Source organism: Verminephrobacter eiseniae EF01-2 (assembly GCF_000015565.1).
Taxonomy (GTDB): Bacteria; Pseudomonadota; Gammaproteobacteria; order Burkholderiales; family Burkholderiaceae_C; genus Acidovorax; species Acidovorax eiseniae.
The window spans coordinates 2,283,017-2,298,702 of sequence record NC_008786.1; the positions used below are offsets into that span (position 1 = coordinate 2,283,017).

General features: G+C 69.8%; 13 protein-coding genes and 1 pseudogene. All 14 read left to right on the forward strand.

Features of this window, described 5'->3' with window-relative positions; all coding sequences use genetic code 11:
- Window positions 1-64: 64 nt before the first annotated feature.
- Window positions 65-850, forward strand: coding sequence for a citryl-CoA lyase (locus VEIS_RS09835; protein ID WP_011809767.1), 786 nt, complete (start codon window positions 65-67; stop codon window positions 848-850).
- A 312-nt stretch (window positions 851-1,162) separates the two neighbouring features.
- Window positions 1,163-2,191: a sugar-binding transcriptional regulator gene (locus VEIS_RS09840; RefSeq protein ID WP_011809768.1), complete on the forward strand. Its 1,029-nt coding sequence runs from the start codon at window positions 1,163-1,165 to the stop codon at window positions 2,189-2,191.
- Complete coding sequence (locus VEIS_RS09845; RefSeq protein ID WP_011809769.1) at window positions 2,184-3,626, forward strand: ABC transporter substrate-binding protein; 1,443 nt, start codon at window positions 2,184-2,186, stop codon at window positions 3,624-3,626. Before VEIS_RS09840 ends, VEIS_RS09845 begins: the two co-directional genes overlap by 8 nt.
- Before the next feature lie 115 nt (window positions 3,627-3,741).
- A complete protein-coding gene (locus VEIS_RS09850; RefSeq protein WP_011809770.1) occupies window positions 3,742-4,674 on the forward strand; it encodes a carbohydrate ABC transporter permease in 933 nt (310 codons plus the stop codon).
- 22 nt (window positions 4,675-4,696) lie between these two features.
- On the forward strand, window positions 4,697-5,554 hold the full coding sequence (locus VEIS_RS09855) for a carbohydrate ABC transporter permease (RefSeq protein ID WP_011809771.1): 858 nt from the start codon (window positions 4,697-4,699) through the stop codon (window positions 5,552-5,554).
- 15 nt (window positions 5,555-5,569) lie between these two features.
- Complete coding sequence (locus VEIS_RS09860; protein ID WP_011809772.1) at window positions 5,570-6,658, forward strand: ABC transporter ATP-binding protein; 1,089 nt, start codon at window positions 5,570-5,572, stop codon at window positions 6,656-6,658.
- 13 nt (window positions 6,659-6,671) lie between these two features.
- On the forward strand, window positions 6,672-7,859 hold the full coding sequence (locus VEIS_RS09865) for an ABC transporter ATP-binding protein (protein ID WP_011809773.1): 1,188 nt from the start codon (window positions 6,672-6,674) through the stop codon (window positions 7,857-7,859).
- 42 nt (window positions 7,860-7,901) lie between these two features.
- Window positions 7,902-9,512, forward strand: a complete 1,611-nt coding sequence (locus VEIS_RS09870; RefSeq protein WP_011809774.1) for an FGGY-family carbohydrate kinase — start codon at window positions 7,902-7,904, stop codon at window positions 9,510-9,512.
- Complete coding sequence (locus VEIS_RS09875; RefSeq protein WP_011809775.1) at window positions 9,509-10,567, forward strand: 2-hydroxyacid dehydrogenase; 1,059 nt, start codon at window positions 9,509-9,511, stop codon at window positions 10,565-10,567. Before VEIS_RS09870 ends, VEIS_RS09875 begins: the two co-directional genes overlap by 4 nt.
- A 42-nt stretch (window positions 10,568-10,609) precedes the next feature.
- Window positions 10,610-12,355 (forward strand): glycerol-3-phosphate dehydrogenase/oxidase, encoded by a 1,746-nt coding sequence (locus VEIS_RS09880; protein WP_011809776.1) that lies wholly within the window; start codon window positions 10,610-10,612, stop codon window positions 12,353-12,355.
- Window positions 12,356-12,373: 18 nt separating this feature from the next.
- Window positions 12,374-13,084 (forward strand): class II aldolase/adducin family protein, encoded by a 711-nt coding sequence (locus VEIS_RS09885; protein ID WP_011809777.1) that lies wholly within the window; start codon window positions 12,374-12,376, stop codon window positions 13,082-13,084.
- The gene (locus VEIS_RS09890) at window positions 13,081-14,568 is read left to right on the forward strand and encodes an FGGY-family carbohydrate kinase (RefSeq protein WP_232287889.1); all 1,488 of its coding nucleotides are present in this window, start codon (window positions 13,081-13,083) and stop codon (window positions 14,566-14,568) included. The genes VEIS_RS09885 and VEIS_RS09890 overlap by 4 nt, the downstream gene beginning before the upstream one ends.
- Window positions 14,565-15,443 (forward strand): TIGR01459 family HAD-type hydrolase, encoded by an 879-nt coding sequence (locus VEIS_RS09895; RefSeq protein ID WP_011809779.1) that lies wholly within the window; start codon window positions 14,565-14,567, stop codon window positions 15,441-15,443. The genes VEIS_RS09890 and VEIS_RS09895 overlap by 4 nt, the downstream gene beginning before the upstream one ends.
- Window positions 15,434-15,611, forward strand: a pseudogene (locus VEIS_RS31560) (cysteine hydrolase); the annotation flags it as partial. The gene VEIS_RS09895 and the pseudogene VEIS_RS31560, both read left to right, overlap by 10 nt.
- Window positions 15,612-15,686: the final 75 nt, after the last annotated feature.

Here is a 15,686-nt window from a genome sequence, read left to right on the forward strand (position 1 = left end):
GGGGGATAGATTCATCGCACCGTCCCTTTCGTCCCTCTTGTCCCTTTCCACCTTCAGGCCCGCGATGAGCAAAATCAAGAAGTCCCTGCATACCGAACTCGGCCACAGCACGCCGGACAAGATCACCGTGCGCGGGCGGGATCTGCCTTCGGAGATCCTCGGCCACTTCAATCTGGGCGACATGGCCTTCCTGGAACTGACCGGCCGCGCCCCGACGCCGCAGCAGTCCGTGACCTTCAACGCCATCCTGGTGACGCTGGTCGAGCATGGCATCACCCCCAGTGCGCTGGTGGCGCGCCTGACCTACGCCGGCGCTCCCGAATCATTGCAGGCAGCGGTGGCCGCCGGGCTGTGCGGGCTTGGCAGCGTCTTCGTCGGCAGCACCGAGGGCGCGGCGCGCATGTTGTACCAGGCCATCGCCGCCGGCAGCGCGCCGACGCAGGCGCCCGATGTGCTGGCGCGCGCGATCGTGGCGGACCATCGCAGCCGCAAGGAGATCGTGCCCGGCCTGGGCCATCCGCTGCACAAGCCGATAGACCCGCGCACGCCGCGCCTGTTCCAGATCGCGGCCGAGAACGGCCTGTCGGGCCACTATGTGGCGCTGATGCAGGCGGTGCAGTCCGAGGCTGAGCGCGTGTCGGGCAAATCTTTGCCGATCAATGCCACCGGCGCCATCGGCGCGATTGCCTGCGAGTTCGGTTTTCCGTGGCGCATCATCCGTGGCCTGGGCGTGATGGCGCGCGCGGTCGGCCTGGTGGGCCATATCCTGGAGGAGATCGACGACCCGATGGGCGTCGAGATCTGGCAGCGCGTCGAGCGCGAGGCGGGCGGCCCGCGCCAGGATGGGTGAGCCGCCCCGGCCCCCAAGCCCCCAAGCCCCCAAGCCCCCTGAACCATCGAGCCCCGGCAGCGCCGGAACGATAGCCCCGTCGCTTGGCGCGTGGCGGCGGTGGCGGGCAGATCGGGCAGCGTCTGGCGGGTGACTGCCCCACTGCCCCAGCTCGCCGGCCAATTCGTCGACTCGCGCGCGCGCCGGGCGGCTGACGGAGCCTAAGGGTAATCACCATTTCGATGCGGCGTTCACATGCGCATACTCTTGAACAAATGAATAGACAAAGAACAATTATTCGCAACCTGCTGCCCGTGCTGCCCGGGGCCGGTCATGGACGCTGAGCGCGGCCTGGCGATTCGTGCCGCCTGGCTGGCCTATGTCGGCGGCTACACGCAGGAGGTGATTGCCGAGCGCCTGGCGATTTCCCGCGTCAAGGTGCAGCGCTTGGTGGCCTCGGCGATGGAAAACGGGCTGGTGAAGTTCTTCGTCGAGGGCGTGCCCGCCGAGTGCATGGCGCTCGAAGACGAACTGATGCGTCGTTGCGGCCTCAGGCGCTGCGTGGTCGTGCCCGACATGGGCGGCCCGGAGCAACCGGAATCGACCATCGCCGCCCTGGCCGTGGCCGCTGCGCGCTACCTGCACCGCCTGCTCGGCAAGGGCGACCTGCACACGGTCGGCATCGGCCATGGCCGCACGCTGGCCGCGATGGTCGAGCGGCTGCCGAGCCTGCAACTGCCCGGCACGCGCTTCGTCTCGGTGCTCGGCAGCCTGACGCGGCGCTCGTCGGCCAACCCCTACGACGTGATCGCCAAACTGGCCGAGCGCACCGGCGGCGAATGCTACTTCTTGCCCGTGCCCGTCGTCGCCGACAGCATGGCCGACGCCGAGGTGCTGCGCGCCCAGCGCGGTGTGCAGGACGTGTTCCGGCTGGCGCGTGAATGCCAGCTGTGCGTGGTCGGCATCGCCAGCCTGACATCCGACACGCAGTTGCTGCGCAGCCAGACGCTGACCGCCGAGGAGTTCCGGTCGGTGCGCGCTGCGGGCGCCGTGGGCGAATTGCTGGGCCGCTTCATCGCCGTCGATGGCAGCCCGATCACGCATGAGATGAACGAACGCGCGGTCGGCGTTGCGCTCGATGACCTGCGCGGCCGCGATGTGCTGGCCGTGGCGGGTGGCAAGGACAAGGCGGATGCGATCCGGGCGGTATTGCGCACCGGCGTGCTGACGGCCTTGATCGTGGACGAGGCGACGGCCAAGGCCGTGCTTCGTACCCCGGGGGGCGGCGGCAAGGCGCAGACCACAGCCGCTGGCCGACCCCGTTCGCATGGTTTGAAAACAGGAGACTCACCCAATGTCTGAAGCACTCAAAGCCCTCGCACGGGCATGCCACGATCGGCGGCTGGAGCGTCGCGAGTTTCTGGCGCGCGCCAGCGCCCTCGGTTTTGGCAGCAGCGCCGCCGGCCTGATGCTCAATGCCGTGTCGACCCGGGCCCTCGCCCAGGACGGCGGCGTCGACTTCATGAAGCACAAGGGCAAGACCGTCAAACTGCTGCTGAACAAGCATCCGTATGTGGATGCGATGGTCAAGAACATCGAGAACTTCAAGGCCCTGACCGGCTTGAATGTCAGCTACGACATCTTTCCGGAAGATGTCTACTTCGACAAGGTGACCGCAGCCCTGGCCAGCAAGAGCAGCCAGTACGACGCTTTCATGACCGGCGCCTACCAGACCTGGAAGTACGGCCCGGCGCGCCAGATCGTCGACCTGAACCAGTACCTGCAAGACCCCAAGCTCACCTCGGCCAACTACGCCTGGGAGGATATCTACCAGAACCTGCGCGCCGCCACGTCCTGGGACGGCAAGGCCGGCTCCGCACTCGGCGGCCCGGGCGCCAAGCAATGGGCCTTGCCCTGGGGCTTCGAGCTCAACAGCCTGGCCTACAACAAGCGCCTGTTCGATGCGCTGAAACTGGGCGTGCCGACCCACCTGGCGGACCTGGCGGACAAGGCCGCCAGCATCAGCAAGAGCGGCAAGGGCTACGGCATCGGCGTGCGCGGCTCGCGCAGTTGGGCCACGATCCATGCCGGCTTTTTGTCGGCGTACACCAACTTCGGCAACAAGGACTTCCACAGCGCGGGCGGCAAGCTGACGCCGGCAATGAACACGCCGCAGAGCAAGCAGTTTCACCAGCAGTGGATCGACATGATCAAGAACGGCGGGCCGAAGAACTGGACCAACTACACCTGGTATGAGGTCGGCAACGATCTGGGCGCGGGCAATAGCGCGATGATCTACGACGCCGACATCATGGGCTACTTCTTCAACAGCGGCAGCAACAAGGAAGCCGGCAACCTGGCCTACGCCGCGTTCACGCCGAACCCGGCCGCCAAGGCGCCCACGCCCAATATCTGGATCTGGTCGCTGGCGATGAGCGAGTTCTCCAAACAAAAGGAGGCCGCCTGGTTCCTGCTGCAATGGGCCACCGGCACGCAGAACACCACCTTCGGCGCCACCCAGGGCGACTTGGTGAACCCGGTGCGCAAATCGGTCTGGGAAAACGCCCAGTTCAAGGAGCGGCTGGACAAGTCCTACCCCGGCTACCTGCGGCAATACCAGGCCAGCGTGGAGGGCGCGAAGATCTACTTCACGCCGCAGCAGTTGTTTCCCGAATTCACCACCGAGTGGGCGTCGATGCTGCAACAGATGTACGGCGGCACGGTGCCGGTCGGCGAGGGGCTGGACAAACTGGCCGAGACGCTGACCCGCAAGCTCAAGGGCGTGGGCCTGGCCTGAAGCCCCCAGGGCGCCAGCGGCCCCGGCGCGACCGCTCGCGGCCGTGCTGCGGGCCGCAAAGCCCGGCGCGCCGCGCACACTGGCATCGAACCTCATCCCCCCCGGAGTCACCGTGATGACCGCCACCACCAGGCTCGCCTTGCCGCAGCGGCCGCGCCGGCGCCTGCGTTTTCAGACGCTGCTGCCGTACCTGCTCAGCCTCCCGGCCCTGCTGGTGTGCATTGGCATCCTGATCCCGTTTTTCGTTGCGGTCGGCTACTCATTGCAGCGCTACAACCTGTCCTTTCCCGACCAGCGCGAGTACATCTGGTTTGACAACTACATCGACCTGCTCACCGATGGCGCGTTCTGGAACACCGTGCGCGTGTCGCTGGTCTACATGCTGGCCACGGTGGGCGTGCAACTGCTGCTGGGCATGGGCATTGCGCTGCTGCTCAAGGAGCGCAACCGCGTCAACAACGCGTTGAGCGTGCTGCTGATCCTGCCGCTGATGGTGGCGCCGGCCATCGCCAGCCTGATGTGGAAGCTGATGACCAACCCCGGCTTCGGCGTGCTCAACTACCTGCTCGGCCTGCTCGGCATCCGCGACTTCGGCTGGTCCTCGCACCCCGATACCGCGATGTTCACCGTGGTGCTGGTCGACACCTGGGTCTACACGCCCTTCATCGTCGTGCTGCTGCTGGCCGGTCTGCGCGCGCTGCCGCCGCAGCCCTTCGAGGCCGCGCAGCTCGACGGCGTGCCGGCCAGCTTCGTGTTCTTTCGCATCACGCTGCCGATGCTCACGCCCTACATCCTGACGGCCTGCATGTTCCGCATGCTCGACAGCATGCAGCAGTTCGACATCATCTACTCGATGACGCAGGGCGGCCCCGGCGACGCGCTCACCGTGTTCCAGGTGCAGGCGTACCTGGAGGCGTTCAGCTTCTCGAACATCGGCAAATCGGCGGCGCTGGTGCTGATCCTGTGGGTCATCACCTACGCGCTGTCGACCCTGTTCATCCGGCATTGGCTCAAACTGCGGCAACGCGCCCGGGGCGGCCAAGTCTGAGCTGAGGCGAGACGCACACACCATGAGATCTGCCACCTTCTGGCGCGTCGCGCGCCCCGTTTTGCTGACGGCCGTCGGGCTGTTCTTTTTGTTCCCGTTCGTCTGGGTGCTGCTGATGTCCTTCATGTCCAACCAGGACATCCTGCGCAGCACGCCGACGCTGGCCTTCACGCCGACGCTGGACAACTACGCCTCGCTGATGGCCGGCCAGCTCAAGACCGATGTCGGCGCGCCGCTGCCGAGCGACTACATGCACAACCTGTGGAACAGCCTGCTGCTGTCGAGCGCGTCGGTGGCGCTGTCGCTGCTGCTGGGCGTGCCGGCGGCCTATGCGTTTGCGCGCTTCAAGTTCAGGCTCGGCGAGGACATTGCGTTCACGCTGCTGAGCTTTCGTTTCGCGCCGCCGATTCTGGTGCTGCTGCCGCTGCAACTGTACTTTCAGGAGATCGGCCTGTATGACACCTACGTCGGCCTGATCTGGGTCTACCAACTGATCACGCTGCCACTGATCCTGTGGATCGTGCGCGGCTATTTCGAGGACATCAGCCCCGACATCGAGCATGCCTACCGGCTCGACGGCCACAGTTGGCTGCGCAGCTTCGTCAAGATCGCGATTCCGCTGGCCCGCCCCGGCATTGCCGCCGCCGGCCTGCTGGCGTTCATCTTCGCGTGGAACAACTTCGTCTTTGCGCTGATCCTGGGCTCGTCGAGCGTGCAGCCGGTCACCGTGGGCGCGCTGGCGTTCATCACCGCCTCGGGCATCCAATACGGCCAGATCGCCGCAGCGCTGATGCTCAGCGTGCTGCCCACGGCCACCATCGCGATGTTCGCGCAGCGCTACCTCGTCGAAGGCCTGAGCCTCGGCGCGGTCAAGGGCTGAATCGAGGAACCACGCATGCCCCATCTGAGCATCAGCGGCCTGTGCAAGGCTTTCGGCAAGAAAAAGCTGCTCGACGGGCTCGACCTGGCGGTCGAGCGCGGCGAATGTCTGGTGGTGTTCGGCGGCTCCGGCTCCGGCAAGACCACCTTGCTGCGCCATATCGCCGGGCTGCTGGAGCCTGACGCCGGGACGGTCCTGATCGACGGCCAGCGGGCCGGCGACGTCAGCGCACAGCAGCGCGGCGTGGCCATGGCTTTCCAGAACTTCGCGCTCTACCCGCATATGACGGCTTTCGAGAACATCGCCAGCCCGCTGCGCGCGCGCGCCATCGACGAGGCCCGGATCGCCAGGCAGGTGCAGGAGGTGGCCGAACTGCTGCGCATCGCGCATGTGCTCGACCACAGCCCCCGGCAGTTGTCCAACGGGCAAAAGCAGCGCACCTCGCTGGCGCGCAGCCTGGTGCACAAGCCGCAGATGATTTTGCTCGACGACCCGCTGCGCAATGTGGACGCGAAGATCCGCTTCGAGATGCGGCTGGAGTTTCCCAAGCTGTTCAAGGCCTTCGGCTCCACCGTGCTGTACGTGACGCAGGACTACCGGGAAGCGCTGGCACTGGGCGACCGCATCGGCGTGCTGGTGGACGGGTGCTTCGCGCAGATCGACTCGCCCGCCGGGGTGTACCGCAATCCGCAAAGCCGCGAGGTGGCGCGCCTGTTTGGCGACCCGCCGATCAACCTGTTCGAGGTCACGCCGCAGCGCGGCCCCGGCGGGGCGATGCAGGTGCAGATCGGCGGCCAGACGCTGGTGCTGCCCGACCCCTGCACCGGGTTGCAGGGGCGCGCCTGCGTGCTCGGCGTGCGCCCTGAAGACCTGCTGTTTTCCACCGAAGCGCAGCCGGGCGCGCTGCCCGTGACCATGGAAGCGGCGATGCCGATCAACGTGCGCACCGTGGCGCTGCTCAAGGCCGGCGATGGCGCCGAACTGCTGGCCAGCCGGCCCGAAGACCCGGTGCTGGCCGCGCGGCGCGAGCGCCTGGGCGGCTTTGCCACGCTGGTGCCGGGCCGCTGCATGTTCTTCGACCGCGCCAGCGGCGCCCGCATCTGAACCCGGAGTCGCCATGGCATCGCTGAGCCTGCAAGACGTGAGCAAGATCTACACGCGCAAAGGCCGCGCGGACAACTGGGCCGTGAAGTCGGTCAGCATGGCCATCGATGACGGCGAAATCATCGCCCTGCTCGGCTCCTCCGGTTGCGGCAAGACCTCGACGCTGCGCATGATCGCCGGCTTCGAGTCGGTCAGCCAGGGCAGCATCCGCATCGGCGACAAGACCGTCAACGCGCTCGCCCCGGCCGAGCGCAACGTGGCCATGGCCTTCGAGGGCTATGCGCTGTACCCGCCGCTGACGGTCTACGACAACATCGCCTTTGGCCTGCTGCGCGGCAAGGTGGCGCGCGACGAAGTGCGCCGCCGCGTGCGCCATGTGGCCGAACTGCTGGAGATCGCCGACATCCTCGAGCGCTACCCGCCCATGCTGTCCGGCGGCCAGCAGCAGCGCGTGAGCCTGGCGCGCGCGCTGGTGCGCCCGGCCGACCTGTACCTGCTCGACGAGCCGATGTCGCAGTTGGAGCCGCAACTGCGCTCGCTGCTGCGCGGGCGCATCAAGGACTACCTGATCGCGCACCGGATGACCTCGGTGTTCGTGACCCATGACCAGACCGAGGCCGTGGCGCTGGCCGACCGCATCGCCGTGATGTCGGACGGCGTGCTGCAGCAGTTCGCCTCGCCCGAAGCGCTCAAGGAGCGGCCGGCCAACCTGTTCGTCGCCGGCTTCATCGGCGAGCCGGCGATGAACCTGCTCCCGGCCGTGGTGGCGCACCGCGCAGGCCGGCTGGAGGTGCTGCTCGGCGGCCGGCAAGGGCACGAGGCGCTGCGCGTGGGCTTTGGCCCCGCCGCGCGCATTGCGGCTGCCGCCGGCCTGCAAGACGGGCAGGCGGTGCAACTCGGCGTGCGGCCGCACAAGGTGCGCCTGGACACACAGCCGCCGGGCGGCGACATGCCTGCAGCCGGCGGCAACGCACAGCCGGCGGGCGATAACATCGTGCAAGGCCCATTGGCCTTCAACCAATGGCAGGGCGACCAGAGCCATATCGGCGTCGAACTCGGCGGGCACACGCTGCTGGTGGTGACCGACGGCGCGCTCGACCTGGCGCCGCACAGCCGCGTCACGCTGGAGCTGCCGCTGGCGGCGCTGCACCTGTTCGACAGCCACACGCAGCAGGCCGTGCTGCACGGCGCCGATCTCTGACGCCCCCCGCGCAGCACCACACACACCACACCACATCGCACCATGCACCAGGACCTGATCATCGGCATCGACGCCGGCACCTCGGTCATCAAGGCCGTGGCTTTCGACCTCGCAGGCCGGCAAATCGCCGCCGCCAGCACCCCGAACCAAGTGCTGTTTGGCGCGCATGGCGCGGCCGAGCAGGACATGGAGCGCACCTGGCACGACACCGCCGCCACGCTGCAAGCGCTGGCGCAACGGCTGCCGAACCTGGCCGCGCGCACCGTGGCGCTGGCCGCCACGGCGCAGGGCGACGGCACCTGGCTGATCGATGCCGCAGGCCAGCCGGTAGGGCCTGCGATGCTGTGGCTGGACGCGCGCGCCGCCAGCGCCATTGGCGCACTGCGCGCCAGCCCGGCCGCAGAGTCGATCACGCAACGCACCGGCGCGGCGCTGGTGCCGTCGATGCAAAGCGGCCAACTGCTGTGGCTGCGCAGCCACCAGCCCGAGCGCCTGGCGCAGGCCAGCACCGCGCTGCATTGCAAGGACTGGCTGTACTTCAAAGCCACCGGCGAGCGCAGCACCTGCCATGCCGAGAGCGTCTTTACCTTCGGCAACTACCACAGCGGCGCCTATGACGACGAGGTGCTGGCCTTGCTCGGACTGTCGTCGCTCAAGCGGCTGCTGCCCCCCATCGTCGAGCCGGGCCAAGCCCGGGCGCCGCTGTTGCGCGCTGCGGCGCAGGCCACCGGCTTGCGCGAGGGCACGCCGGTGGTGCTGGCGCCGATGGACGTGCCCGCCACCTTGCTCGGCGGCGGCGGCGTGGCCTACGGGCCGGCGGGCCTGCGCCGCGTCGGCTGCTCGGTGCTGGGCAGCACCGGCATGCACGGCTGGGCCAGCGAAGGCACACAGGGCCTGCGGCCGAATGCCCAGTCCGGCTACATCATGCTGATGCCGCTGCCGGCGGTGCGCATGCAACTGATGTCGCACATGGCGGCCACGCTCAACATCGACTGGCTGCTGGGCTTGCTGGCCCAGGCCGTGGAACTGGCCGGTGGCGCCGCGCCGCCGGGCGCCCGGCTGCTGGAGCGGCTCGACGCAGCGGTGCTGGCCGCCGCGCCGGGCCAGGCGATCTACCACCCCTATGTGGCCGAGAGCGGCGAACGCGGCCCCTTCGTCGATGTCACCGCGCGGGCGCAACTGAGCGGCTTCAGCGCCGGCCTCGGCCTGCCCGGGCTGGCGCGCGCGGTGTTCGAGGGCATTGCGCTGGCCGCGCGCGACTGCTATGCGGCGCTGGGCGGCCCGCTGCCCGAGGAGATCCGCCTGCTCGGCGGCGCGGCGCGCAGCCCTGCGCTGCGGCAACTGCTGGCCAGCGTCACCGGCCGGCCGGTGCGCGTCAGCCAGCGCCAGGAATGCGGCGCGGCCGGCGCGGCCATGGTGGCCAGCGTGGCCATGGGCCACTACGCCAGCCTGCGCGCCGCGCTGCCGGACTGGACCGAATCCTGCCTCGACGAGCACTGCACCATGCCCGATCCGGCCGAAGTCGCGCTGTACGACGAGCTGTTTGCGCTGTACCGGCAGGCCGCCGCCAGCAACCGCCCGATCTGGGCCGCATTGGGCGCGCTGCGCAGCCGCGCATGGAGCGCATCACCAAGCAAAGAAAGCATCGCATGAGAGCACTCAAAGTGGCCGTGATCGGCGACCAGTTCATGAAAGCGCGCTACTTCACCGAGGCGCTACAGGCCGCGCTGCCGCAAACGGCGCTGGACATCCGCACGCTGGAGCTCGACTGGCCCGACACGCCGATGGCGCATGGCTACGGCGCCGATGCCGGCGACCCGCAGTTGCAGGGCCTCAAGGAATACATGGGCGCGCCCGGCGCGATGGCCGCCTTCATCGCTGACGCCGAGGTGCTGGTGAACCATCTCGCGCCGGTCACCGACGGCATGTTGCAGCGCTGCGCGCAGTTGAAACTGGTGGCCGTGTCGCGCGGCGGGCCGGTCAACATCGACATGCAGGCCGCGCGGCGGCGCGGCGTGCAAGTGGTCAACGCGCCGGGCCGCAATGCCAGCGCGGTGGCCGAGTTCACCATCGGCATGATCCTGGCGCAGACGCGGCTCATCACCCTGGGCCATGTGGCGCTGATGCGCGGCCAGTGGCGCGGCGACCTGTACCGCGCCGACCGCACCGGCGAAGAACTGTGCAACCAGAGCGTGGGCCTGATCGGCTACGGCCATATCGGCAGCCGTGTCACCAAGCTGCTGCGGCCCTTTGGCTGCCGCATCCTGGTCAGCGACCCGTATGCGCAACTGGACGCCGCCGACCGCGCCGCAGGCGTCGCGCAGGTCGGCCTGGCCGCCTTGCTGGCGCAGTCCGACGTGGTGTCGCTGCACGCGCGCGTGACGCCCGAGACCACCGGCTTCATCGACGCCGCCGCGTTCGCGCAAATGAAGGACGGCGCTCATTTCATCAACACCGCGCGCGGCCCGATGGTCGACTACGCCGCGCTGTACGCCGCGCTGCAAAGCGGGCGGCTGCGCGGCGCCGCGCTGGAGACCTTCGGCGTCGAGCCTTGCGACCCTGCCGACCCGCTGCTGCGCCACCCGAACGTGACGCTGACACCGCATATCGCCGGCGCGTCGATCAAGACCGTCAGGTACGCCGCCGGCCTGTGCGCCGAAGAAGTCCGCCGCTACCTGCAAGGCCAGGCCTTTGCCAACCCCTGCTGACCCCTGTCGAGAGACGCCAGCGCCACCTGCCGAAAAAGCGCCATGACCGAGCCTGTTCGCCCGCGCGCGCCCGGCGCCGAAGAAGCCGCCGACCCGACCTGGCTGAACCCCGCCCAGCGCAGCCGCGATCTGGCCGCAGCCAGCGCCGCGCCGGTCGACCTGGTGGTGATCGGCGCCGGCGTCACCGGGGCCGGCGCGGCGCTCGATGCCGCCACGCGCGGCCTGGCGGTGCTGCTGGTGGAGGCGGGCGACATTGCCGTGGGCACCTCCTCGCGCTCGGGCAAGACCTTCCACGGCGGCCTGCGCTACCTGGAGCAACTGAACTTCCGGCTGGTCGCGCATGCGATCGCGGAGCGCGACCTGATGGTCAAGACCCTGTGCCCGCACATGGCGCGGCCCGAGGCGTTCGTCTACCCGCTGACGCACCCGTGGTGGGAGCGCCCCTATGTCGGCGCGGGCGTGCTGCTGTACGACCTGTTCGGCCTCAAGGGCGGGGCCATGCCGCGCCAGCGTCATTTCAGCCGCAAGGGGCTCAAGGCATGCATCGCCTCGATCGACGCGCAGCGCGTGGTCGGCGGCATACAGTATTACGACGCGCTGATGGACGATGCGCGCCACACCTTGGCCGTGGTGCGCAGCGCCGCAGGCCATGGCGTCAAGGTCGTGACGCGCGCGCCGGTGGTCGAATTCATCAAGGACGGCGCCCAGGTGGCCGGCGTCGTGCTGCGCGACACCTGGAGCGGCAGCCAGCACCGCATCGGCGCGCGCGCGGTGATCAACGCCACCGGCATCTGGGCCGACGAAGTGCAACAGCTCGCCGGCGCCAACAGCTTCAGCGTGCAGCCGGCCAAGGGCGTGCATCTGCTGCTGCGGCCCGAAGCGCTGCAGTCGGACAGCGGCATCCTGGCGCGCGCCACCGACTCGGTGATCATCGCCCGGCGCTGGTACGGCTACTGGCTGGTGGGCACCACCGACTCGCTGTGGAGCGGCGGCAAAGCGCAGCCGGTGGCCGAAGCCGCCGATGTCGATTACCTGCTGGACAACCTGAACCGCTACCTGGCGCGCAAGGTCGGCCGCGCCGACGTGCTCGGCGTCTACGCCGGCCTGCGGCCGCTGCTCAAGCCGGTGGGCGACAACGCCGACAGCACCAGCGCGCTGTCGCGCGACCACGCGGTGATCGCCGGCCCGCCGGGGCTGACCACCATCGTCGGCGGCAAATACACCACCTACCGCCGCATGGCCCGCGACGCAGTCGATGCCGCAGTGCGGCCGCTGGGCGTCAGCCGGCCCTCGGGCACCGCCACCTTGCCGCTGGTGGGCGCCGGGCAATGGGCCGCCGTGCGCGACAGCGGCGCGGCGCTGGCGCAGCGCCTGCGCATCACGCCCGCCGCTGCCGGGCTGCTGCTGCAACGCCACGGCGACCGCGTGCGCGACCTGCTGGCGCTGACCGAAGCGCAGCCCGAGCTGGCGCGCGCGCTGCCGGGCGCCGCGCAGTACCTGGCCGCCGAACTGGTCTATGCGGTGCAGGCCGAAGGCGCGCAGACATTGATCGACGTGCTGGTGCGGCGCACCCACCTGTCGATCGAACTGGCCGACGGCGCGCTGGCCCTGGCGCCGTTCGTCGCCGAACTGATCGCGCCGCATCTGGGCTGGTCGGCGCAGCGCGAGCAGGCCGAGTTGCATGCGTATGAGCGGCTGATCCAGCGCGAGCGCGCCGCGTTGCAGGCCCTGCACAGCCAGCCACCGACCCCGGCAGCGCCCGCTGCCGGAACACCCGCCACCCGCTGAACCACAGGACATATATCCATGACATCCATGACATCCACGCCACCCACGTCATCTACCGACGAGAACCGGCTGCGCGCCGCCATCGTGCAGCACTGCCAGCGGCTGTCTGGCGCCGGCTTGTCCGCCGGCACGTCGGGCAATATCAGCGCGCGCTGCGCGCAAGGCGCCAGCGCCGGCCTGCTGATCAGCCCGAGCGGCGTGGACTATGCCGATCTGCGCCCCGAGTCGCTGGTCTGGATGGACCTGGACGGGCGCTGGAGCGGGCCGCTCAAGCCCAGTTCGGAATGGCGCTTTCACCGCGACATCTACGTCGCCCGGCCCGAGGCCGGCGCCATCGTCCATGCCCACCCGACACATGCCACCGCGCTGGCCGTGCAGCGCCTGGCGATACCGGCCTTTCACTACATGGTGGCCGCCGCCGGCGGGCATGACATCCGCTGCGCGCGCTATGCCACCTACGGCACCGAGGAGTTGTCGCAGCACGCGCTGGCCGCGCTCGAAGGCCGCCGCGCCTGCCTGCTGGCCAACCACGGGATGATCGCCTTCGGCGCCGACCTGCGGCGCGCATTCGCGCTGGCCATCGAGGTCGAGACGCTGGCGCACCAATATCTGCTGGCGCGCGCCACCGGCACGCCGGTGATCCTGGAGGCGCAGGAAATGGACCGGGTGCTGGAAAAGTTCAAGTCCTACGGCGTCAACGCCCAAACTGCCCCCTCAGCCGCCGCGTGAACCACCGCGTCGACCGCCCCGTGAACCAGCCCGCCGGTCACCCCGTGAACCCCGTGACCGATCCCGTGAACGCCCCCGTGGCCGATCCCGTGGCCGACACCGGCGCAGCGCTGTTCGTCGGCATCGACATCGGCACCTCGGGCGTGCGCGCAGTGGCCATCGACGCCGCCGGCAGGCAGCAGGGCCAGGGCAGCGCGCCGCTGGAGCCGCCGCGCTCGGACGGCGCAGCGCGGCGGCAATCGCCCGCGCTGTGGTGGACGGCGGTGCACACGGCGCTGGCCGCCTTGTTCGCGCAAGTCGCTGCGCGCCGCGTGCAAGCGCTGGCGGTGGATGGCACCTCGGGCACGCTGCTGGCCACCGATGCCGGCGGCCAACCGGTTTCCGACGGCTGGATGTACCACGACGCCAGTTGCGCCGACGAAGCCCGGCTGCTGCAACGCCATGCGCCGGCCGAATCGGCCGCGCAGGGCGGCAGTTCCCCGCTGGCGCGCATGCTGCGGTTGCAGCACCTCCATCCCCGGGCTGCGCGGGTGCTGCACCAGGCCGACTGGATCGCCGGCCGGCTGGCCGGCCGCTTCGGCGCCAGCGACACGCACAACGCGCTGAAACTCGGCTTCGATCCGGTCAGCGAAACCTGGCCCGACTGGATGGACGCGCTCGGCGTGCGCCGCGACTGGCTGCCGCGCGTGCAGCGCCCGGGCACGCCGATAGGCCCAGTGGCGCCGCAACTGGCCGCCGCTTTCGGCCTGCCGCCGCAGGCGTGCATCGTCGCCGGCACCACCGACGGCGTGGCCGCCTTTTTGGCCACCGGCGCGCAGCACCCGGGCGACGCCGTCACCTCGCTCGGCACCACGCTGGTGGTCAAGGTGCTGAGCAGCGCGCCGGTCTTTGCGCCGGCCTACGGCATCTACAGCCACCGCCTGGGCGACCTGTGGCTCGCCGGCGGCGCCTCCAACAGCGGCGGCGGCGCATTGCTGCGGCATTTCAGCGCCGAGCAGATGGCGCAGCTGACCCCCCGGCTGCGGCCCGACGAACCCACCGGCCTGGGCTACTACCCGTTGCCCGCGCCCGGCGAAAGGTTTCCGGTGCACGACCCGCACTGGCCTTCGCGCACCACACCGCGCCCGGCGGACGACGCGGTGTTTTTCCAGGCGCTGCTCGAAGGCGTGGCCGATGTCGAACGCATGGCTTTCGAGCGCATCGCCGAACTGGGCGCACCGTACCCGCAGCGGCTGTTCACGGTCGGCGGCGGCGCTGGCAACAGCGCCTGGAGCCGCCTGCGCGCGCGCAGGCTCGGTTGCGCCATGGCCACGCCGGCGCATGAACAAGCGGCCTGCGGCGCGGCGCGGCTGGCGCGTGAGGCCATGGCGCGGCGCGCGTGTGGGCAGGCCGAGCCGCCGGCGCAGTCGGCGCGTGGAGATGAAGATCGGGCGCGGCGGGCGCGCGACGATGCGGCGCCGGCGCGCCGGGGAGCGCCGGCATGACGCGCTGGGCCGCAGGCTTGGCGGAACTGGCCCCGCATTTCGACGGCTTCGTGCTCGACCAGTTCGGCGTGCTCCATGACGGCCAGGCGCCATACCCCGGCGTTGCCGACGCGCTGCGCCAACTGCGCGCCCATGCCAAGCGCGTGCTGGTGCTGAGCAACTCCGGCAAGCGCGCCGCGTACAACCGCCAGCGGCTGGCAGGCTTTGGCATCACGCCCGGGCTGTACGACGACCTCATCAGTTCCGGCGAACTATGCCGGCAGATGCTCGCGCGCCGCGACCGCGCGCCCTGGGCCACGCTGGGCCGGCGCGTGCTGCTGCTCGACCCCGGGCAGGACCGGCCGCTGATCGACGCGCTGGCGCTCGATGCCGTCGATAGCGTCGAGCAGGCCGACTTCATCCTGCTGGCCAGCCTGGCCGACGGCATGCAGCCGGCCAGCCTGCAAGCGCTGCTCGACGCGGCCGCAGCGCGCCGCCTGCCGCTGGTCTGCGCCAACCCCGACCGGCAGCGCCTGACGCTGCATGGCATAGCCCCCGGCAGTGGCAGCGTGGCCGCGCATTACGAACAAATGGGCGGCATGGTGGTCTGGGTGGGCAAGCCGTATCCGCTGATTTACGCCGCCTGCCGCGAGCGGCTGGCCGGTCTCGGCGCCGAGCGCATCTGCGCGCTCGGCGACTCGATCGAGCATGACCTGCTCGGCGGCAGCCGCGCCGGGCTGGCCACCTGCTTTGTCGCCGGCGGCCTGCATGCGCAGGACTTCGAGCGCGCCGGCGCCGCGAACCGCGCTGCCGAACTGCAACGCCTGCTCGCGCTGCCCGCTGCCCATGGCGCGCCCGCGCCGGCCTGGGCGCTGCCGCGCCTGCAATGGAGCTAGTGTCGCGTCACCGATCAGATGTCGTAGGCTGCGCGCAGCCATCGGAGCGCAGCGCAAGGCGCATCGCGCAGCCCATACCGAGCTGTATTGGCAAGCGATGCAACGCCGCGATGCGCTTCGATGGCCAGCGCGGACCGACAGATGATCGGTGACGCGACACTAGTGGTAGTCAAGCCCATGGGCGGCTACAACGCATTGCGGGGGCAACTGCCGTTGCGAACATCCGGCTGCAAGCACCACTTC